This window comes from Burkholderia sp. MSMB1835 (assembly GCF_001526365.1).
In the GTDB taxonomy this organism is placed as follows: domain Bacteria; phylum Pseudomonadota; class Gammaproteobacteria; order Burkholderiales; family Burkholderiaceae; genus Burkholderia.
Window position 1 is genome coordinate 362,799 of record NZ_LOYP01000042.1, and the last position, 20,099, is coordinate 382,897.

At 68.9% G+C, this 20,099-nt stretch carries 16 protein-coding genes; 6 read left to right on the plus strand and 10 right to left on the minus strand.

Features of this window, described 5'->3' with window-relative positions:
- Window positions 1–558 precede the first annotated feature (558 nt).
- Both WS96_RS17880 and WS96_RS17885 read right to left on the minus strand, forming a co-directional pair.
- On the minus strand, window positions 559–1,110 hold the full coding sequence (locus tag WS96_RS17880; protein ID WP_034205926.1) for a hypothetical protein: 552 nt from the start codon (window positions 1,108–1,110) through the stop codon (window positions 559–561).
- Between the two features lie 176 nt (window positions 1,111–1,286).
- A complete protein-coding gene (locus WS96_RS17885; RefSeq protein ID WP_059826281.1) occupies window positions 1,287–2,108 on the minus strand; it encodes an IclR family transcriptional regulator in 822 nt (273 codons plus the stop codon).
- A gap of 663 nt (window positions 2,109–2,771) precedes the next feature.
- Here WS96_RS17885 and WS96_RS17895 point away from each other — a divergent pair.
- Window positions 2,772–3,620, plus strand: coding sequence for an ureidoglycolate lyase (locus tag WS96_RS17895; RefSeq protein ID WP_059834222.1), 849 nt, complete (start codon window positions 2,772–2,774; stop codon window positions 3,618–3,620).
- A 187-nt stretch (window positions 3,621–3,807) separates the two neighbouring features.
- Here WS96_RS17895 and WS96_RS17900 read toward each other — a convergent pair whose 3' ends face one another.
- A complete protein-coding gene (locus tag WS96_RS17900; protein WP_034205930.1) occupies window positions 3,808–4,191 on the minus strand; it encodes a VOC family protein in 384 nt (127 codons plus the stop codon).
- Window positions 4,192–4,445: 254 nt separating this feature from the next.
- Between WS96_RS17900 and WS96_RS17905 the strand changes: the two genes are divergently transcribed.
- Window positions 4,446–5,099: a CGNR zinc finger domain-containing protein gene (locus tag WS96_RS17905; RefSeq protein ID WP_059834224.1), complete on the plus strand. Its 654-nt coding sequence runs from the start codon at window positions 4,446–4,448 to the stop codon at window positions 5,097–5,099.
- A 15-nt stretch (window positions 5,100–5,114) separates the two neighbouring features.
- Here the strand turns inward: WS96_RS17905 and prpR are convergent, their stop codons facing one another.
- On the minus strand, window positions 5,115–7,097 hold the full coding sequence (gene prpR / locus WS96_RS17910) for a propionate catabolism operon regulatory protein PrpR (RefSeq protein WP_059834226.1): 1,983 nt from the start codon (window positions 7,095–7,097) through the stop codon (window positions 5,115–5,117).
- A gap of 170 nt (window positions 7,098–7,267) precedes the next feature.
- Between prpR and prpB the strand changes: the two genes are divergently transcribed.
- The 4 genes from prpB (at window position 7,268) to prpF (ending at window position 13,332) form a co-directional block, all read left to right on the plus strand.
- On the plus strand, window positions 7,268–8,161 hold the full coding sequence (gene prpB, locus WS96_RS17915) for a methylisocitrate lyase (RefSeq protein WP_059834228.1): 894 nt from the start codon (window positions 7,268–7,270) through the stop codon (window positions 8,159–8,161).
- A gap of 105 nt (window positions 8,162–8,266) precedes the next feature.
- Complete coding sequence (prpC, locus tag WS96_RS17920; RefSeq protein WP_006491569.1) at window positions 8,267–9,439, plus strand: bifunctional 2-methylcitrate synthase/citrate synthase; 1,173 nt, start codon at window positions 8,267–8,269, stop codon at window positions 9,437–9,439.
- 83 nt (window positions 9,440–9,522) lie between these two features.
- Entirely contained in the window at window positions 9,523–12,117 is a 2,595-nt protein-coding gene (gene acnD / locus WS96_RS17925; RefSeq protein ID WP_059834231.1) for a Fe/S-dependent 2-methylisocitrate dehydratase AcnD, read from the plus strand.
- A gap of 24 nt (window positions 12,118–12,141) precedes the next feature.
- Window positions 12,142–13,332 (plus strand): 2-methylaconitate cis-trans isomerase PrpF, encoded by a 1,191-nt coding sequence (prpF, locus tag WS96_RS17930; protein ID WP_059834233.1) that lies wholly within the window; start codon window positions 12,142–12,144, stop codon window positions 13,330–13,332.
- A 55-nt stretch (window positions 13,333–13,387) separates the two neighbouring features.
- Here prpF and WS96_RS17935 read toward each other — a convergent pair whose 3' ends face one another.
- From WS96_RS17935 to WS96_RS17960, 6 genes are all read right to left on the minus strand, one after another.
- Complete coding sequence (locus WS96_RS17935; RefSeq protein WP_059834532.1) at window positions 13,388–14,326, minus strand: alpha/beta hydrolase; 939 nt, start codon at window positions 14,324–14,326, stop codon at window positions 13,388–13,390.
- Between the two features lie 37 nt (window positions 14,327–14,363).
- Complete coding sequence (locus tag WS96_RS17940; RefSeq protein ID WP_059780131.1) at window positions 14,364–15,518, minus strand: acyl-CoA dehydrogenase family protein; 1,155 nt, start codon at window positions 15,516–15,518, stop codon at window positions 14,364–14,366.
- A gap of 38 nt (window positions 15,519–15,556) precedes the next feature.
- Window positions 15,557–16,879 carry an MFS transporter gene (locus WS96_RS17945; protein ID WP_059834235.1) on the minus strand — a complete coding sequence of 441 codons (1,323 nt, stop codon included), beginning with the start codon at window positions 16,877–16,879 and terminating at the stop codon, window positions 15,557–15,559.
- A 10-nt stretch (window positions 16,880–16,889) separates the two neighbouring features.
- Window positions 16,890–17,942 (minus strand): porin, encoded by a 1,053-nt coding sequence (locus WS96_RS17950; protein ID WP_059834237.1) that lies wholly within the window; start codon window positions 17,940–17,942, stop codon window positions 16,890–16,892.
- 83 nt (window positions 17,943–18,025) lie between these two features.
- A complete protein-coding gene (locus WS96_RS17955) occupies window positions 18,026–18,823 on the minus strand; it encodes an enoyl-CoA hydratase/isomerase family protein (protein ID WP_082720290.1) in 798 nt (265 codons plus the stop codon).
- Complete coding sequence (locus tag WS96_RS17960) at window positions 18,820–20,040, minus strand: CaiB/BaiF CoA transferase family protein (RefSeq protein WP_059834239.1); 1,221 nt, start codon at window positions 20,038–20,040, stop codon at window positions 18,820–18,822. Before WS96_RS17960 ends, WS96_RS17955 begins: the two co-directional genes overlap by 4 nt.
- Window positions 20,041–20,099 lie beyond the last annotated feature (59 nt).

Consider the following 20,099-nt stretch of genomic DNA (forward strand, 5'->3'; position numbering starts at 1 on the left):
TAAATAAGGAATGCAAATCGTTTGAGCCGGCCTTGAAGCATGGCGCCCGGCAACGTGTCGGACCTGTCGGTCGCAGCGATACCGCGACGCATGCATGGCGTGCTGCGATATTCGTCCGCTGCAGCCGTTTCCACCGATGCGCCTGCAAGCATTCGCTACCGCACTCCGGCTTCGCGTTTTCAACGCCGTCGCCAAGGTGAGACTTTTCGGGAGCGGCGAGTGAGCTTTTCCGGGGCAGCATGGTGAGCCGATACGGGAGCGTTCGGTGAGCTCTCCCGGGAACGGTCGGTGAGCACCTGCGGGAGAGGCCGGTGAGCCTTTCCGGGAGGCTTCGGTGAGCACTTGCGGGAGCGATGGGTGAGGACGTTCGGGAGCCGTCAGTGAGCGTTTCGCGAGTCTCGGGTGAGGCTTTTCGGGAGACCGTGGTGAGCGCTTGCGGGATGCTCAGGTGAGCTTTTTCGGGAGCATGCGAACGCGCGGCTCCCGTGGGCGCGGCGCCGGCCCGTGCCGGCGTGACGCGCGGGTGCGGGCACGCAGGAACCGTGCCCGCGATTACATTCACGCAGCGAGTTTCGCCGCCGCGTCGTTCACCTGGTCGCGCGAAATCGCGAGTTCCTCGAGGTGCGCATCGGCATAGACTGCACCGGTTTCGCGCTCGAGGCGGGCGATCGTGAGCGCACAGCGCGCGGTGTCTTTCGGCATCGCGATGAAGCGCTTGACCGACTCGCCGGACGTGAATGCGTCGAACAGTGCGCCGCGCACGTCGTCCGGAAGCGTCTTGGTCCACTGGTACGGCTTGCCGTTGAACGTGATCGACGGCGGCAGCGTGCGTTCCTTCTTGGTCGCCGTGATGAGCCCGTAGGTGCGCGCCGCGTCGCCGATCTGCTCGGGCGAGAAGAGTTCGTCGGGCGTGATGTCGAACTGCTCGATGTAGTTTTCGATCGCCTGCATTGCGGCGGCACGATCGTCGCGCTTTTTCTGCGCGCGCGCGACGATATCGCGCAACTCGTCCGCTTCCTCGGGCGTGATCGTGAAGCTTGCCTGCTTCTGCTGAAGTTCGGAGAAACGCTGGAATTCTTGATCGTTCAGAAGTTTGGCCATGACATCCATCGGACACGACGGTCGCGACAACCGGCCGCCGTAGTTTTTGAGAGGGCCGCTATTCTAGCGTAGCGCCGCGGGCGCCCGATGCGACATCGCGCATCGGGCACCGCACGGGCGTCGCGCACACCCGGAGCCGGCGCCGCCGCGCCGTGCCCCGTGCATTTTGTCGGGTAACCCGCGCGTCAGCAGGTCTCGGTGCGGCACATCGACAGATAAGCGGCCGTATCGCGCAATGCGTCGACGACCACGTCGACGGACGGCGCCATGTGCGCATCGATGCGGCGCATGTACGGGCACGTCAGCACCGCGATCGCGTGGCCGGCCGGCCCGAGGATCGGCACGGTCAGGTCGGTCACGCCATACGCTTGCCGGCTGTCCTGGCGGAGATAGCCGGACTGCCGGATCGACTGACACGCATTCGCGAGCTCCTGCTCGTTCAGCGGCGCCTCGCCCTTGACCTTGCAGTGCTCGGCCAGCATGTGCGCGCGTTGCTCGGGGCCTTGGTACGCCAGCATCATGCAGCCCGACGCCGTATCGGCGAGGCCGACGCGCGAGCCGAGCCGGACCGACACGCCCCACGGGCCGGGCCCGTCCACCTGCGCGATCACGAGCAGGTTGCCGCGATCGTAGACGGACAGGTGGCACGACTGCTCGGCTGCATCGGCGAAACGCTGCATCGGCGGCAGCGCCTCGGCGATCAGCCGGTTCATCGGCGGATGCCGGTGCGCAAGCGCGAACAGCTTGAGGCTGAGCGTGTAGCGGTCGCCGCCGGTCGAGCGCATCACGTAGCGGCGCGCGACGAGGCGTTCGAGCATCCGGTAGATTTCGCTCGCGTTACGTCCGAGCTCCTTCGTGATTTCGGTGCGGGTGAGTCCTTCCTTCTGCTCGGACAGGAGTTCGAGAATGTCGAGGCCCTTGTCGAGCGCGGGTGCGCGATAGCGGTCGATAGCGGCCATCGATTCCCGTGCGTCGCAGCCGGGAAGCGGGTCGTTGGTTGTCTGCATTGTCGGTGTGAGGTTGGGGGATTACCGTCGATCGGTTGGCGACGCACGCTGGCCGGTTCTGCACGCGGATAGGGCGGCCGCGCGGATGGCGATGGAAGCCATCCGTGCGAGCTTAGCAATAAACATACAGTGTGCAATGCAGCGTCTTTTTACCGATCGTTACCGAACAAGAACGGATGGGCAAACGTTTTCGATGACAGGGGCACCCCGAATAGCCAGTATTCATGCACCGATGGCAGGCGCTGCCGCGAACGGCGGCCGATCGATCGACGCGGGTGCGGCGGGTGCTGCGCCGCAGCGCCGGCAGGCGCACCAATAGTCGGTATCCGTCGCGCGTCAATTCACGGCGCGCGGCCGATGGTACAAAGGCTTGCGGGCCAGCGACGGCGCGGCCGCGCGTGCAGCCGGCCGGCATGGGCCGGCACGCGTCGCGGATGCCGGGCCGTCGTCGCCGATGCGCAGACCGGCGGCCGCCCGTTCGATGCGCGCCGTACCGTCGTACGGCGCCGCGATCGCTGCGCCCGCGCGACGCTCGCGCGTCGACGGCATGCCGCAGGCGGCGCCGACGCGTGCACTCGACGATCGACGACCCGTCCGGCGCGCGGCCGCGAAAGGCCGCGTCGGCCGGTATCCTGTCCCATTCGACAACAGAGGTTAAGCACGATGAAACTGCTTCGCTATGGCCCGTCCGGCCAGGAAAAGCCCGGCATCCTCGACGCGGCCGGCCGGATTCGCGACTTGTCCGCGCACGTGCCGGATCTTGCCGGCGATGTGCTGTCCGACGCGGGTCTCGCGCGGCTGCGCGCGATCGATCCCGCCACGCTGCCGCTCGTGTCCGGGGAGCCGCGCATCGGCGCGTGCGTCGGTCGCGTCGGCAAGTTCATCGGCATCGGCCTGAACTATGCCGACCATGCGGCCGAAGCCGGCATGGCGGTGCCGAAGGAGCCGGTCGTATTCGGCAAGTGGACGAGTTCGATCTGCGGCCCGAACGACGGCATCGATATCCCGAAGGGTTCGGTCAAGACCGACTGGGAAGTGGAACTGGGTGTCGTGATCGGCGCGACGTGCAAGGACGTCGACGAAGCGCGCGCGCTCGATTACGTCGCGGGCTACTGCGTCGTCAACGACGTGTCCGAGCGCGAATGGCAGCTCGAGCGCGGCGGCCAGTGGGACAAGGGCAAGGGCTTCGACACGTTCGGCCCGCTCGGCCCGTGGCTCGTCACGCGCGACGAAGTGCCGGATCCGCAGCGTCTCGACCTGTGGCTCGAAGTCGACGGCCACCGTTATCAGAGCGGCAACACGCGCACGATGGTGTTTACGGTCGCGCAACTGATCGCGTATCTGTCGACCTGCATGACGCTGCAGCCGGGCGACGTGATCACGACCGGTACGCCGCCGGGCGTCGGCATGGGCATCAAGCCGTCGCCGGTGTTCCTGAAGGCCGGCCAGGTGGTGCGCCTCGGGATCGAAGGGCTCGGCGAGCAGTTGCAGAGCACGCGCAACGCGCAATAAGCGGGTGAGCGGCGCGGGCGGCTGGAGCATGCCGCCACCCGCGCGCCGGCCATGCTACCCGACCCGTCGGCATGACCGCCGCCGCGACCGGCGCGCGCCGAACGACGAGGTAACCGAAACCATGGGCCCGGTTCCGCGCGATGCGGAATCGGGCCTTTGTCGTTCGTCCGGGGCCGGACGAAGCGGATCAGACGACGTTGTCGAGCTCGCAATGCGCTTCGAGCCGATACCCGTCGGGATCGACGACGAACGCCGCGTAATAGCCGGGGCCGTAGTGCTCGCGCTTGCCGGGCCCGCCGTTGTCCTTGCCGCCATGCTCGAGCGCGGCGCGGTAGAACGCGTCGACCTCGACCGGCGACGCGGCCTTGAACGACAGGTGCAACCCCGAATCGGGATCGGCGACGACGGGGCGAGCCGCGTGCTGCAACCACAGTTCGGGCTCGGTCGTGCCGTACCCGATGGCGCCGTCGTCGCTATACAGACGCTTGTAGCCGAGTGCGCCGAGCGCGCTGTCGTAGAAGGTGCGGCTGCGGTCGATGTGTGCAACGCCGAACGAAAGGTGATCGATCATCTGTGGCTCCTTTGAACTGAGGGGGGACGTCAGTGCGGCGAACCTGCTTATAGACACCATGCCAACCGCTTGTAGCGAAACGCGCCGAGCGCGATGTCGTCGTACGTGCGGCCGGTGGGCTTGTGGATAACGCTGAACGAAAGACGATCGATCATCTGTGTCTCCTTGAGTCGAAGGGGGAGCGGGTGCAGTCAACCTGTTTTTAACCACCATGCTGGTTATGTTAGAAATCGCTCGGGCGCTTGTCAACCGACATGGTGGTTAGATACGATCGCGTCATGAGAAAAACGCAACCTTCCGTCACGACGGACTGCCTGATCCCGGCGCCGCCCGAAACGCTGAGCCTCGATTTCGCGAACACGCTGTACTGGCGCGGCAGCGACCCGCCGACGGAAACCTTCGGCACGCTGGACGACCTGCTGGCGTGGTGCCGCGAACAGGCCGGCGTACCGGCCGGGCTGGCCGACGCATGTCGCGTGCCCGGCGAAGGGAAAGGGACGGGCGACGCGCCGACGATGCTCGCGCGGGCGCTCGCGTTGCGCGAGGCGCTATACCGGCTGTTTCACGCCCAGGCGGAGCAGCGCGAGCCGCGGGATGCCGATCTCGCGCTGCTCGGCGGCTTTCTGGCGGAAGCGTCGCCGCGCGTTGCGCTGGCGCGCGTCGACGGTCGCTATGCGTGGCGGATCGACGCGTCGGGCGCCACGCTCGCGGGGCTGTTGAGCCCGGTGCTGTGGTCGGCGATCGACCTGCTCGGCGGCACGCGGCTCGCGAAGGTCAAGCGCTGTGCGAACGATGCATGCCAGTGGCTGTTCATCGACGACAGCAAGAACGGCAGCCGACGCTGGTGCTCGATGTCGTCGTGCGGCAATCGCGCGAAGGCGTATCGCCACTATCACAAGGCCGAATGACGGGGCGGCCCGAACCTATTTCGCCGACAACTTCCGCCACAGCGTCGTCTTGCTGATGCCGAGCATCGCGCACGCGCGGTCGCGGTCGCCGCCGCACGCGTCGAGCACCGCGCGGATCTCGTCGGCTTCCGCGCGACGGCGGCGCGCATGCAGCGTTTGTGCGTCATCGGCGTCGGCCGCGTCGGGCGGCGCGGCGAACAGCTCGGGTGCGATCGCCTGCAGCGCGCCGGGGGCGAGCGCCGCGCACGCGGCGCCCGGATCGCCTTCGTCGACTTCCTCGGCCAGTTCCACCGCGATCCGCTCGACCACGTTTTGCAGTTCGCGGACGTTGCCGGGCCAGCGGTAGCGCGCGAGCGTCGCCTGCGTCGCGTCGAGCACGCGCAGCGCGTCGTCGGTGTCGCGCACGCGTTCGGCGAGACGCGGCTCGCGCCGTGCGGCCTGCACGAGCAGCGTCGCCGCGAGCGCGGGAATGTCGGCCGCGCGCTCGCGCAGCGGCGGCAGGCCCACGTTCAGGATGTTGAGCCGGTAATAGAGATCCGCGCGGAACGTGCCGGCCTCGACGGCCGCGAGCAGCGGCCGGTGCGTCGCGGCGATCACGCGCACGTCGATGCGGATCGGCTCGGTCGAGCCGAGGCGGATCACCTCGCGCTCCTGCAGCACGCGCAGCAGCCGGCTCTGCAGCGACGGCGGCATCTCGCCGATCTCGTCGAGAAACAGCGTGCCGCGGTGCGCGGCCTCGAACAGGCCGGTCTTGCCGCCGCGCCGCGCGCCGGTGAACGCGCCTTCTTCATAGCCGAACAGTTCGCTCTCGAGCAGCGCTTCCGGAAACGCGCCGCAGTTGACCGCGACGAACGGATAGTTGCGCCGCGCGGACAGCGCGTGCAGGCTCTGCGCGATCATTTCCTTGCCGGTGCCGCTTTCGCCGAGCACGAGCACGGTCGCGTCGGATTTCGCGTAGCGGCGCACGAGATCGCGCACGCGCGTCATCGGCGCCGATGCGCCGACCACGTCGTCGAGCGCGTAGCGTGCGGCGAACTGCTGCGTGGTCGGTTGCGAACGCAACGCGCGATCGAGCCGTTCGACCGCACGCGATTCCTGGAACGTCAGCACGCTGCCCGACGTGACGCCGCGATCGACCAGCGGCCCGCGATGCACGACGTAGCGCACGCCGCGTATCGTCGCGAGCGCGTCGCCGTCTTCGCCGCGCAGTGTGCGCAGCTCGGGCCGCAGGTCGACGAGCGCGCGACCGACGGCCGCCGCCGGTTCGACCCCGAGCGCCGACGCGAGCCGTTCGTTGATCGCCTCGACGCGGCCGTGCGCGTCGAGCGCGACCACGCCGTCGCGCAGGTGCTGCAGCAGCGTGTCGAGCCGCTGGCGGCGGAATGCCTCGGCGTGCGTCGCATATGCGACTTCGAGCGCCGTCTCGACCGCCTTGCGCACCGACGCATGCGAATACAGGAACACTGCACCCATGCCGGCGCTGGCCGCGAGGTCGGTGACGAGGCCCGGGCCGACGATCGTCTCGATGCCGCGATCGCGCAGGTCGTGCACGCAGGCTTCCGCTTCCTGCGCGGACTGATATGACGCAAACTGCACGTCGAGGCCGTACGCGGCGACGAAGCGGCGCACCTCGGGCGGCGTTTCGCCGGCGCTGACGAGCGCGATCCGCGATGCGTCGCGCCTTGCGCGCGCGAGCGCCTGCATCACGTCGAAACCGGTCGGCGACACGACCACCACCGGCACCTGCGCGCGCGTTTTCAGGAAGCCGCCGTTCGAGCCGGCCGCGACGATCACGTCGGGCCGCGCGGCGCCGGCCTCGGCGATCGCGCTCAGCGCGTCCTCGTACGCGCGCGTCACGATGCGCACGTCGGCGCGTTCGTCGAATTCGCCGGCGATCTCGCGAAACAGGTCGCGCAGGCGGCTGATGCCCATCGCCCAGATGCGCGGGCGCACGGCGCGGTCGGCCGGGCCGACGGGCTTGGTCGAAGTGAGGTCCATGACGGCCGATTATGCGCGTGTGATTTCATTTTTGAAACATGAAATTGCCGAATTGAAATGAGCGACCGATGCAACGCCCTCGGCGGTTGCTTAAGAATCAGTGAGTTAGCGACGTTTCGCACGCTGGCCCGGTCCTTGCTGTTATCGGGCATTCCATCAGGAGGCCGTTCATGAGCAATACGCATCTTCAGAGCGCCGGCGCGAAGTTCCGCGCGGCAGTCGCGGCGGAGCAGCCGCTGCAGGTGGTCGGCGCGATCACCGCGTACGCGGCCAAGATGGCGCAGGCCGTCGGCTTCAAGGCCGTGTACCTGTCGGGCGGCGGCGTCGCGGCGAACTCGCTCGGCATCCCCGACCTCGGCATCAGCACGATGGAAGACGTGCTGATCGACGCGACCCGGATCACCAACGCGACCGACCTGCCGCTGCTGGTCGACATCGACACGGGCTGGGGCGGCGCCTTCAACATCGCGCGCACGGTCCGCTCGTTCATCAACGCCGGCGTCGCGGCCGTGCACCTCGAGGACCAGGTCGGCCAGAAGCGCTGCGGCCACCGCCCGGGCAAGGAAGTCGTGCCGACCGAGGAAATGGTCGATCGCGTGAAGGCCGCGGTCGATGCGCGTACCGACGATCAGTTCGTGATCATGGCGCGCACCGATGCGGCCGCCGCCGAAGGGATCGATTCGGCGATCGAGCGCGCGGTCGCGTACGTCGAAGCCGGCGCGGACATGATCTTCCCGGAAGCGATGAAGACGCTCGACGACTACCGTCGCTTCAAGGCGGCCGTGAAGGTGCCGATCCTCGCGAACCTGACCGAATTCGGCTCGACGCCGCTGTTTACGGTCGACGAGCTGCGCGAGGCGAACGTCGACATCGCGCTGTACTGCTGCGGCGCGTATCGCGCGATGAACAAGGCCGCGCTGAACTTCTACGAAACGCTGCGCCGCGACGGCACGCAGAAGGCAGCCGTGCCGACGATGCAGACGCGCGCCGAGCTGTACGACTTCCTCGGCTATCACGAATACGAGCGCAAGCTCGACGAACTGTTCGCGCAGGGCAAGAAGTAATGCGCCCGCGCGCCGGGACGCGGTTCCCGGAACGCATTGCATGAAGCCGGGGCGCGCCGCAGCGCCGGCCCCGGCCGAGATAGATCCCCATTGGAGAACGGAAACATGAGCGAGACGAAAGACGCAGCAGCACCGGCCGCCGCAGGCGCATTCAAGCCGAAGAAGTCGGTGGCGCTGTCGGGCGTGACGGCCGGCAACACCGCGCTGTGCACGGTCGGCAAGACCGGCAACGACCTGCACTATCGTGGCTACGACATTCTCGACGTCGCCGAATCGTGCGAATTCGAGGAAATCGCGCACCTGCTCGTGCACGGCACGCTGCCGAACCTGACCGAACTGGCTGCCTACAAGACCAAGCTGCGTGCGCTGCGCGGCCTGCCGAGCGCGCTGAAGGCCGCACTCGAACAGATTCCGGCGTCGGCCCACCCGATGGACGTGATGCGCACGGGCGTGTCGGTGCTCGGCACCGTGCTGCCGGAGAAGGACGACCACAACCTGCCGGGCGCACGCGACATCGCGGACCGCCTGATGGCGTCGCTCGGCTCGATGCTGCTGTACTGGTATCACTTCTCGCACAACGGCAAGCGCATCGAAACCGAAACCGACGACGACTCGATCGGCGGCCACTTCCTGCACCTGCTGCACGGCAAGACGCCGTCGAAGTCGTGGGTCGAGGCGATGCACACGTCGCTGATCCTGTACGCGGAGCACGAATTCAACGCGTCGACGTTCACCGGCCGCGTGATCGCGGGCACGGGCTCGGACATCTACTCGGCGATCACCGGCGCGATCGGCGCGCTGCGCGGGCCGAAGCACGGCGGCGCGAACGAAGTCGCGTACGAGATCCAGAGCCGCTACAGCTCGCCGGACGACGCCGAAGCCGACATCCGCCGCCGCGTCGAGAACAAGGAAGTCGTGATCGGCTTCGGCCATCCGGTCTACACGATCTCCGATCCGCGCAACAAGGTGATCAAGGGCGTCGCGCACAAGCTGTCGAAGGAAGCGGGCGACCTGAAGCTGTACGACATCGCCGAGCGCCTGGAATCGGTGATGTGGGACGCGAAGAAGATGTTCCCGAACCTCGACTGGTTCAGCGCGGTGTCGTATCACATGATGGGCGTGCCGACCGCGATGTTCACGCCGCTGTTCGTGATCTCGCGCACGTCGGGCTGGAGCGCGCACATCATCGAGCAGCGCATCGACAACAAGATCATCCGCCCGAGCGCGAACTACACGGGCCCGGAAGACCTGCAGTTCGTGCCGATCGAGAAGCGCTGACACGTCCGCCGCGCGCACCGGCGCCCGCGAGGCGGGCGGCCGGCGCGCGCGGCGCGTCATACCCCGAATTCCCGCCCCACATCATGAATACCGCCTACCGCAAACCCCTGCCCGGCACGTCGCTGGACTACTTCGACGCGCGCGCCGCGGTCGACGCGATCGCGCCCGGCGCCTACGACACGCTGCCGTACACGTCGCGCGTGCTCGCCGAAAACCTCGTGCGCCGCTGCGATCCGGCGATCCTCGCCGAGTCGCTGAAGCAGATCGTCGAGCGCAAGCGCGAACGCGATTTCCCGTGGTTCCCGGCGCGCGTGGTGTGCCACGACATCCTCGGGCAGACGGCGCTCGTCGATCTCGCCGGCCTGCGCGACGCGATCGCGGACGGCGGCGGCGACCCGGCGAAGGTGAACCCGGTCGTGCCCGTGCAACTGATCGTCGACCACTCGCTCGCCGTCGAATGCGGCGGCTTCGACCCCGACGCGTTCGCGAAGAACCGCGCGATCGAGGATCGCCGCAACGAGGATCGCTTCCACTTCATCGAGTGGACGAAGAAGGCGTTCGAGAACGTCGACGTGATCCCGCCGGGCAACGGCATCATGCACCAGATCAATCTTGAGAAGATGTCGCCGGTGATCCAGGCGCAGGATGGCGTCGCGTTCCCGGACACCTGCGTCGGCACCGACAGCCACACGCCGCACGTCGATGCGCTCGGCGTGATCGCGATCGGCGTCGGCGGCCTCGAAGCCGAGAACGTGATGCTCGGCCGCGCGTCGTGGATGCGCCTGCCCGACATCGTCGGCGTCGAGCTGACCGGCAAGCGCCAGCCCGGCATCACCGCGACCGACGTGGTGCTCGCGCTGACCGAGTTCCTGCGCAAGGAAAAGGTGGTCGGCGCGTACCTGGAGTTCCGCGGCGAAGGCGCGGCGAGCCTGACGCTCGGCGATCGCGCGACGATCTCGAACATGGCGCCCGAATACGGCGCGACGGCCGCGATGTTCTTCATCGACGGCCAGACGATCGACTACCTGCGCCTCACCGGCCGCAGCGACGAGCAGGTGAAGCTGGTCGAGACGTATGCGAAGACGGCGGGCCTGTGGGCCGACACGCTGAGCAACGCGCAATACGAGCGCACGCTGACGTTCGACCTGTCGAGCGTCGTGCGCAACATGGCCGGCCCGTCGAACCCGCACAAGCGGCTGCCGACGTCCGATCTCGCCGCGCGCGGCATTGCCGGCCAGTGGGAAGAGCAGCCGGGCCAGATGCCAGACGGCGCGGTGATCATCGCCGCGATCACGAGCTGCACGAACACCAGCAACCCGCGCAACGTGATCGCGGCGGCCTTGCTCGCGCGCAACGCGAATGCGAAGGGCCTCACGCGCAAACCGTGGGTGAAGAGTTCGCTCGCGCCCGGCTCGAAGGCGGTCGAGCTGTATCTGGAAGAAGCGAACCTGCTGCCGGAACTCGAGAAGCTCGGCTTCGGCATCGTCGCGTTCGCGTGCACGACCTGCAACGGGATGTCGGGCGCGCTCGACCCGAAGATCCAGCAGGAGATCGTCGATCGCGACCTGTACGCGACGGCCGTGCTGTCCGGCAACCGCAACTTCGATGGCCGCATTCATCCGTATGCGAAGCAGGCGTTCCTCGCGTCGCCGCCGCTCGTGGTCGCGTATGCGATCGCCGGCACGATCCGCTTCGACATCGAGCGGGACGTGCTCGGCCACGACCCGAACGGCCAGCCCGTCACGCTGAAGGACATCTGGCCGAGCGACGAGGAGATCGATGCGATCGTCGCGTCGAGCGTGAAGCCCGAGCAGTTCCGCAAGGTCTACGAGCCGATGTTCGCGCGCGGCGCCGACGCCGGCGAGCGCGCGGCGCCGCTCTACGACTGGCGCGCGCAGAGCACGTACATCCGCCGCCCGCCGTACTGGGAAGGGGCGCTGGCCGGCGAGCGCACGTTGAAGGGCATGCGCCCGCTCGCGGTGCTCGGCGACAACATCACGACCGACCACCTGTCGCCGTCGAACGCGATTCTGCCGAACAGCGCGGCCGGCGAGTACCTCGCGAAGATGGGCCTGCCGGAAGAAGACTTCAACTCGTACGCGACGCACCGGGGAGACCACCTGACCGCGCAGCGCGCAACTTTCGCGAACCCGACGCTGATCAACGAGATGGCGGTCGTCGACGGCGCGGTGAAGAAGGGCTCGCTCGCGCGCGTCGAGCCGGAAGGCAAGGTCATGCGGATGTGGGAAGCGATCGAGACGTACATGAATCGCAAGCAGCCGCTGATCGTGATCGCCGGCGCCGACTACGGCCAGGGCTCGTCGCGCGACTGGGCCGCGAAGGGCGTGCGGCTCGCGGGCGTCGAGGCGATCGCCGCCGAAGGCTTCGAGCGGATCCACCGCACCAACCTGATCGGGATGGGCGTGCTGCCGCTCGAGTTCAAGCCGGGCACCAACCGGACGACGCTCGGCATCGACGGCACCGAGACCTTCGACGTGATCGGCGAGCGCACGCCGCGCGCCGACCTGACGCTCGTGATTCACCGCAGGAACGGCGAGCGTGTCGAGGTGCCGATGACGTGCCGGCTGGATACGGCCGAGGAAGTGTCGATCTACGAGGCCGGCGGCGTGCTGCAGCGTTTCGCGCAGGACTTCCTCGAATCGTCGCAGGCCGCCTGAACGACGCACATTGAGAACACAGACATGGCTCATATTCCTCAAATCAGGATTCCCGCGACCTACATGCGCGGCGGCACCAGCAAGGGCGTGTTCTTCCGGCTGCAGGATCTGCCGGATGCCGCGCAGGCGCCCGGCGCCGCGCGCGACGCGCTGCTCTTGCGCGTGATCGGCAGCCCCGATCCGTACGGCAAGCAGATCGACGGGATGGGCGGCGCGACGTCGTCCACCAGCAAGACGGTGATCGTGTCGACGAGCACGCGGCCGGGCCACGACGTCGACTACCTGTTCGGGCAGGTCGCGATCGACCGCGCGTTCGTCGACTGGACCGGCAACTGCGGCAACCTGTCCGCGGCCGTCGGCCCGTTCGCGATCGCCGGCGGCCTCGTCGATCCGGCGCGCGTGCCGCGCGACGGCGTCGCGACCGTGCGGATCTGGCAGGCGAACATCGGCAAGACGATCGTCGCTCACGTGCCGATCGTGAACGGCGCGGTGCAGGAGACGGGCGACTTCGAGCTGGACGGCGTCACGTTCCCGGCCGCCGAAGTGCAGCTCGAATTCATGGACCCGGCCGCCGAGGAAGAAGGCGCGGGCGGCTCGATGTTCCCGACCGGCAACCTCGTCGACGATCTGGCCGTGCCGGGCGTCGGCACGCTGAAGGCGACGATGATCAACGCGGGCATCCCGACGATCTTCGTCGACGCGGAAGCGATCGGCTATACGGGCACCGAGCTGCAGGACGCGATCAACGGCGACGCGAAGGCGCTCGAGAAGTTCGAGACGATCCGCGCGCACGGCGCGTTGCGCATGGGCTTGATCGACACGCTCGACGAAATCGCGACGCGACAGCACACGCCGAAGATCGCGTTCGTCGCGAAGCCGGCAGATTACGTCGCCTCGAGCGGCAAGCGCGTGAATGCGGACGACGTCGACCTGCTGGTGCGCGCGATGTCGATGGGCAAGCTGCATCACGCGATGATGGGCACCGCGGCGGTCGCGATCGGCACGGCCGCGGCGATTCCGGGCACGCTCGTCAATCTCGCGGCGGGCGGCGGCGAACGCAACGCGGTGCGCTTCGGCCATCCGTCGGGCACGTTGCGCGTCGGTGCGGAAGCGAAACGGGAAAACGGCGAGTGGACCGTCACGAAGGCGATCATGAGCCGCAGCGCGCGCGTGCTGATGGAAGGCTGGGTGCGTGTGCCGGGCGACGCGTTCTGATCGTCGTCGGTACCGGCGCGGATGCGGGCGGCTTCGGCCGCCCGCGTCGTTTTCGTCAGCCGTGCAGGAAGCGGCGCAGCGCGTCGTGGCTCAGGCGGCGTGCCGTTTCCGAGATGCGCGCGCCGGGCACGATGTCGAACCCGTGTACGCCGCCGGGCAGCACGTGCAGCTCGGTCGGCACGCCCGCGCGGAGCAGGCGCTGCGCATAGTCGAGATTCTCGTCGAGGAACAGGTCCAGCGAGCCGACCGACAGGAACGTGGGCGGCAGGCCGTCGAGCCGCGTGGCGCGCGCGGCCGCCGCGTACGGCGACACGCCGTCGATGCCCGGCGCATGACCGAGCAGCGCGGTCCAGCCGAACCGGTTGTTGGCCGCATGCCAGATGAATTCGCCGGCATGCGGATGCGGCGTGCGCGTGCAGGTGCGATCGTCGAGCATCGGATAGATCAGGTGCTGGAACGCGAGCGGGAATTCGCCGCGGTCGCGCGCCAGCAGCGCCAGCGCGGCGGCGAGCCCGCCGCCCGCGCTTTCGCCGGCCACGCCGATCCGCGCGGCGTCGAGGCCGAGCGTGTCGGCGTGACGGAACACCCACGCGAGCGCCGCATAGCAGTCCTCGATCGCGCCGGGAAACACGGTTTCCGGCGCGAGGCGGTAGTCGACCGAGATCAGAGCGCAGCCGAGCTGCGTCACGAGCGACCGGTGCACCGCTTCGAGATCCCTCGCCGCGCCGCGCACGAAGCCGCCGCCGTGCAGGTGGACGATCGCCGGCAGCGGGCGCGCGTGGCCGTCGGGCAGATAGACGAGGACCGGGACGTCCGGCGCGCCGGCGGGGCCGGGCACCGTGCGGCGTTCGAGCGTGCTGCCGGCCGGGTCGGGCGCCGGCAGCGGCAGCACGCGCCGGCGCGACTGCGCGAGGTTGTCGGCGTCGAGCGTGACGGTCGGCCAGGTCTCGAGCAGCGGGCGGATTTCGGGATCGACGAGATGCAGGGTCTTCAATGCAGGCTCCATCGTGGAAGTGGGCGGCGCGCCGCGGTCACAGCACGCTACGCGCGACGACCCAGCGGTGCACCTCGGTCGGGCCTTCGAAGATGCGCATCAGTCGCGCCTCGGTGGCCATCTGCTGCAACGGCATTTCCTTCGTCATGCCCATCGCGCCGAGCGTCTGCATCGCATGATCGATGACGGTCCACGCCATTTCGGTCGCGAACACCTTGACCATCGAGATCTGCGTGCGGGCATCCTGCCCGGCATCCACGCGCGCGGCCGCTTCGTAGGTCATCAGGCGGCATGCGTGGATCTGCGTGAGCGCGTCGGCGACCCACCACTGGACCGCCTGACGCTCCGCGAGCGGCACGCCGAAGGTCGTGCGCTGCTTCGCATGGTCGCACAGCAGCGCCACCGCGCGCTCGGCGCGGCCGATGCACCATGCGGCCATCTCCAGCCGCCGGTTCGCGAGCCGGGCCTGCATCGGCGCGAAGCCGGCGCCTTCCCGGCCCAGCAGTTGCGCTGCGGGAATGCGGCAGTCTTCGAGCACGATCTCGTAGGTCGACAGCCCGCCGATCATCGGAATCCGGCGCTCGATGACGAAGCCCGGCGTGCCACGATCGACGATGAACGCCGACATGCCGCCGCGCTTGCCCTTGTTGCGATCGGTCAGCGCCATCACGATCGTCCAGTCGGCTTCGGCCGCGTGGCTGATCCAGATCTTCCGGCCGTTCAGCACCCAGCCGTCGCCGTCGCGCACGGCCGTCGTCGACAGCGCGCCCGGATCGGAGCCGGCGCCGGGCTCGGAGATCGCCATCGCCGCACGCGTGGCGCCGCGTGCGTACGGTTCGAGATAGCGCGTGCGTTGCGCATCGTCGGCCGCGTCGCACAGCATTCGCAGATTGGGCGAATCGGGCGGCAGGATGTACGGGGTGACGGTCGTGCCGATCGCCTCGTTCACGCCGACCATCGCGACGGCCGGCAGATCCGAGCCGCCCGCGTCGAGCGGTGCGTCGAGTCCCCACAGGCCGAGTTGCCGGGAGCGCGCGTCGAGGTGCGCGCGCTCGTCGGCGAGCAGCCCGAAGCGCTGGCCGTCGGCCTCGCGCGCCATCACCGCCGCTTCGAGCGGAATCAGTTCGTCCTTCACGAAACGTGCGACGAGGTCGCGGATCATCCGGTGTTCGAGTTCGAGTTCGAAATTCATCAGGGTGGGTCCGTACAGGGGAGGAAGAAGTCGCGCCGTCAGCCGGCGTTCGCGTGCGCCGCCGCGCGGGCGCGCAGCGTGCCGAGCAAGGCGAGCGCGCCGGCCGCCAGCAGCGCGGCATTGAAATAGAGCCCGCTGCGCATCGACCCGGTGGCCGTGTTGAGCACGCCCATCAGGAACGGGCTCGCGAACCCGCCGATCGCGCCGGTCATCGTGATCGCCGCGATCGCGACGGCCATCGCACGCTTGGGCAGCGCGAGCCCCGGCAGCACCCAGAACGCGGGCAGCGCCGCGGCGTGCGTGGCGACCGCGATGCACAGCGCGATCATCAGATGCGACGTGCCGGCGCTGGTCGCGAGAGCGGCGAGCGCCGCCGCGCACGCGAACATCGCGACGGCGCCGTGCTTGCGCCATTCGCGCCGGCGCTCGGTGCGCCAGCCCATCGCGAGCATGCCGACGATGCCGCACAGATACGGGAGCGCGGACAGCAGCCCGATCTGCATCGCGCCATGCAGGCCGCCGCGATGCAGGATCACGGGCATCCAGAACACGAGCGCGTAGCCGGCGGCCGCGATCGCGAAATTGGCCGCGCACAGCAGCCAGAAATCGCGATGCGCGAGCAACGGCTGCGCCGCGTGCGCGGCCGGCGTACCGGCTTCGGCCTGCGCATGCGCGGCGCGCAGCGCGGCCTTGTCGGCGTCGGACAGCCAGCGTGCGTCGTCCGGCCGGTCGTCGAGAAAGCGCAGCGCGACGAGGCCGAGCGCGCTGCTCGGCAGCCCTTCCACGACGAACAGCCATTGCCAGCCGCTCAGGCCGGCCACGCCGTCGAAGTACGACAGGATCGCGCCCGACACGGGGCCCGCGATCAGCCCCGCGAGGTACAGCGCGGTCATGAACAGCGCGAACGCCTTGGCGCGTTGCCGCGGCGGATACCACGCGCCGAGATAGAACAGGATGCCGGGGAAGAAGCCGGCCTCGAACACGCCCAGCAGGAAGCGGCACGCGTAGAACTGCGCGGGCGTCGCGACGAACATCGTCGCGGCCGAGCCGAGGCCCCACAGCACCATGATCCGGGCGATCGTCCGGCGCGCGCCGATCCGCGCGAGCCACGCGTTGCTCGGAATCTCGAACGCCATGTAGCCGATGAAGAAGATGCCCGCGCCGAGCCCGTAGACGGCGTCGGAGAAGTGCAGTTCGGCGGCCATCTGCGCGTGCGCGAAGCCGATGTTGATGCGGTCGATGAACGACAGCGTGTAGCAGAGGATCAGGAACGGCAGCAGCCGGCGCGAGATCCGGCGGTAGAGCGCCTGCGGCGCACCGTCGTCGACGGCGCTCGGGCGGGTCGAAAGGGTCGGGGTCATGGGCACTCCGTCAGAAGCGGTGGGAGATGCCGAGCGCGAACACCTGCTCGGTGCCGCCCGGATGCGGTTGCAGACCGGCGACGACGGTGTTGCGGGCGTCGCCGCCGTTCTTCATGTAGAGATAGCGTGCGTAGAGCGACGTCCGCTTCGACAGCGGATGGTCGTAGCCGACGCCGAGCGCGGTCGCATCGTTCGCCGAGCCCTTCACGTCGCGGCGCACGAGCGACACCAGCATGCGATCGAGCGCGCCGACGTCGATCGACGCGCCGACGCTCGCGGTCGAGAACGCGGGCAGCCGCGCCGCCGTGCCGACGCCGTACAGGAACGCGGCGTACAGCTTGACCCGCGCGAACGCGTAATTGGCCGCGAACACGTAGTGGCGGGTCGTCGACGGGGCGACGACGGGCGCCAGGCTGCCGGACGACGTATCGCCCTGGAAGCCGGCGCCGACGTAGAGCCCGCCGATCCGGTACTGAAGCCCGGCGCCGTAGTTGCGTCCGGCCTGCGTCGATAGCGCATTCGGCGTCGGAAAGCCGTACGTGGCCATCACGCGCAGGCCGTTCCAGTCGGGGCTCAGATATGACGCCGCCTGGTTGAAGCGCGGAATCGGCGGGGTCGTGTTGCTCGTGATCGTGTCCGTCGACGTCGCGAGCAGCGCGAGCGGCGACATCCGTTCGTTGAGCCCGAACGGGTCGCCGTCGTACACGACGTAGAACGCGGGCGTGTATTGCCGGCCGAGCCGCAGGTCGCCGTAGCGCGTGTTCCGCAGCGACACGTACGCCTGCCGGTAGAACAGCGTGCCGCCCTGGAACGATCCGTCGGCCGGCGAGAAGCCGCTTTCCAGCACGAATTTCGTCGACGTGCCGCCGCCGAGATCCTCGACGCCCGTCAGTCCGAAGCGGCTCGTCGACGAGCCGCCGCCGCTTTGCCGCACGCTCGACAGGCTGCCGATGCGATCGAGTTCGACGTAGCTGTCGACGATCCCGTACAGCGTGACCGACGACGCGTGCGCCGACGTGGCGCACAGCACGCACACGCCGACCAGGAATGCTTTCCGTTGCATGAAGGTGTCTCCGTCCATGTTTTTTGGGCGCGCCCGCGTTCTGGGAGCGGTGCGCGCGGAGGGGCCGCGATGCCGTGCCGGGCTCAGCGTCCCTTGAACACCGGCTTGCGCTTTTCGAGAAACGCGCGGGCGCCCTCGATCCGGTCCTCGCTCGCGTAGACGTCGAGGCCGACGTCCAGCCGCAGCGCGGCGGCCACCGGCAGCCCCTGGCTGCGCGTCGCGGTTTCCTTGATGCGGCGGATCGTGAGCGGCGCGTTCGCGGCGATCGTCAGCGCCAGTTCGCGCACGGTGTCGTCGAGCGCGGCGCCGGGCACGACGCGGTTCAGCAGGCCGGCGCGCCGCGCTTCGTCCGCATCGAAGCGGCGGCCCGTGAACAGCAGCTCCATCGCGATCGCGCGCGGCAACATGCGCGGCAGCAGCACGCTCGCGAAGTTCGCGCCCATGCCGACCCGCGCTTCGGGCAGCGCGAAGGTCGCGTGATCGGCGGCGATTCGCAGATCGCACGCGAGGGCGATTTCGCAGCCGCCGCCGATGGCGTAGCCGTTGATGGCCGCGATGGTCGGCTTGCGCAGCTCCAGGATCAGCTCGTGCACGTTGCGCGCGAGCCCGCGCATCGGCTGCATCCCGCGTATCTCGGGATCGCCGAGGTCGACGCCGGCGCTGAACGCGCGTTCGCCCGCGCCGCGGATCACGATGACGCGAATCGACGGGTTGTCGTCGAGCGTGACGAGTTCTTCGCACAGGCGACGGATCGCTTCGGCAGACAGTGCATTGGCGACGTGCGGGCGATGGATCGTCAGCCATGCGATGCCGTCGGCGTCGTCACGCAGGATCGACGGGGCATCGTCCGTCAGCGAGGAAAACGAGCGCGGGGTGGTCATGACGCGCTCCCGGCGGCGTCCGCCCGCGTGTCGTGCAGCACGCCCGCCTGCCGCAACGCGTCGCGGCGCGCCGCATCGATCCCGAATGCGTCGAGCACGGCGTCGGTGTCGGCGGCGAACGGCCGGGGCGGCCGGCGGATCGCGCCGGGCGTGCGGGACAGTTTGGCGGGGATGCCCGCGCCGGTGTACGTATCGGTATCGACGAACATCGCGTTGCGCGCCGCCTGCGGATGGCCGAACGCATCGGCCACGGTGTTGACCGGCCCCGTCGCGACGCCGGCGTGCAGCAGTCGCTCGACGACGTCGTCGGCATGCAGTTCGGCGGTCAACCGGCCGAGCAGCGTGTCGAGCGCATCGCGATGCGCGACGCGCTGTGCATTGGTCGCGAAGCGCGGATCGCGCGCCAGCTCGGGCACGCCGAGCGCCTCGACGAGCCGCGCGAACGTACGGTTGTTGCCGGCGCCGGTCGCGACCGGCTTGTCCTTGCACGGATAGACGCCGTACGGCGCGATCGCGCCGTACACGTTGCCGGTCGCGACGGGCACGTCGCCGGTCGCCATCCAGCTCGTGCTGACCGGGTGCAGCATCGACAGCGCGGTGCTGAACAAGTCGATGTCGACGTGTTGCCCCAGGCCGGAGCGCGTCCGCTCGACGAGCGCGATCAGGATGGTCGAGACGGCGCTCAGGCCGGCCGCGTAATCGACGACCGGAAACGGCACCTTGAGCGGCATGCCGCCCGGCTCGCCGTTGATCGACATGAAGCCGGCGAGGCCCTGCGCGACGGCGTCGTAGCCCGGAAACCGCGCGAGCGGGCCGTCGGTGCCGTATCCGGAGATCGAGCAGTGGACGAGGCGCGGAAAGCGCGCGCGCAGGCAGTCTTCGTAGCCGATGCCCCAGCGTTCGAGCGTGCCCTGCTTGAAGTTGTCGATCAGCACGTCGGCCGTCTCGAGCATGCGGAACAGCACGTCGCGCCCGTCGGGATGCGACAGGTCGAGCGCGAGATTGCGCTTGTTGCGGTTGAGACCCCAGTAGTAGCTGGAGATGCCGCTCGGCATCGCGGGCCCCCAGTCGCGCGTTTCGTCGCCTTGCGGCGGCTCGATCTTGACGACGTCCGCGCCGTGGTCGGCGAGCGTTTGCGCGCAGAACGGCCCCGCATAGACGCGGCTCAGGTCCACCACACGCACGCCTGCGAGCGCGCCTTCGTTGTTGCTGGTCATGACGATGTCTCCTTCGTTGTGGATTCGACGGGCCAGCCGGCATGCGCCGGCTGCACGGC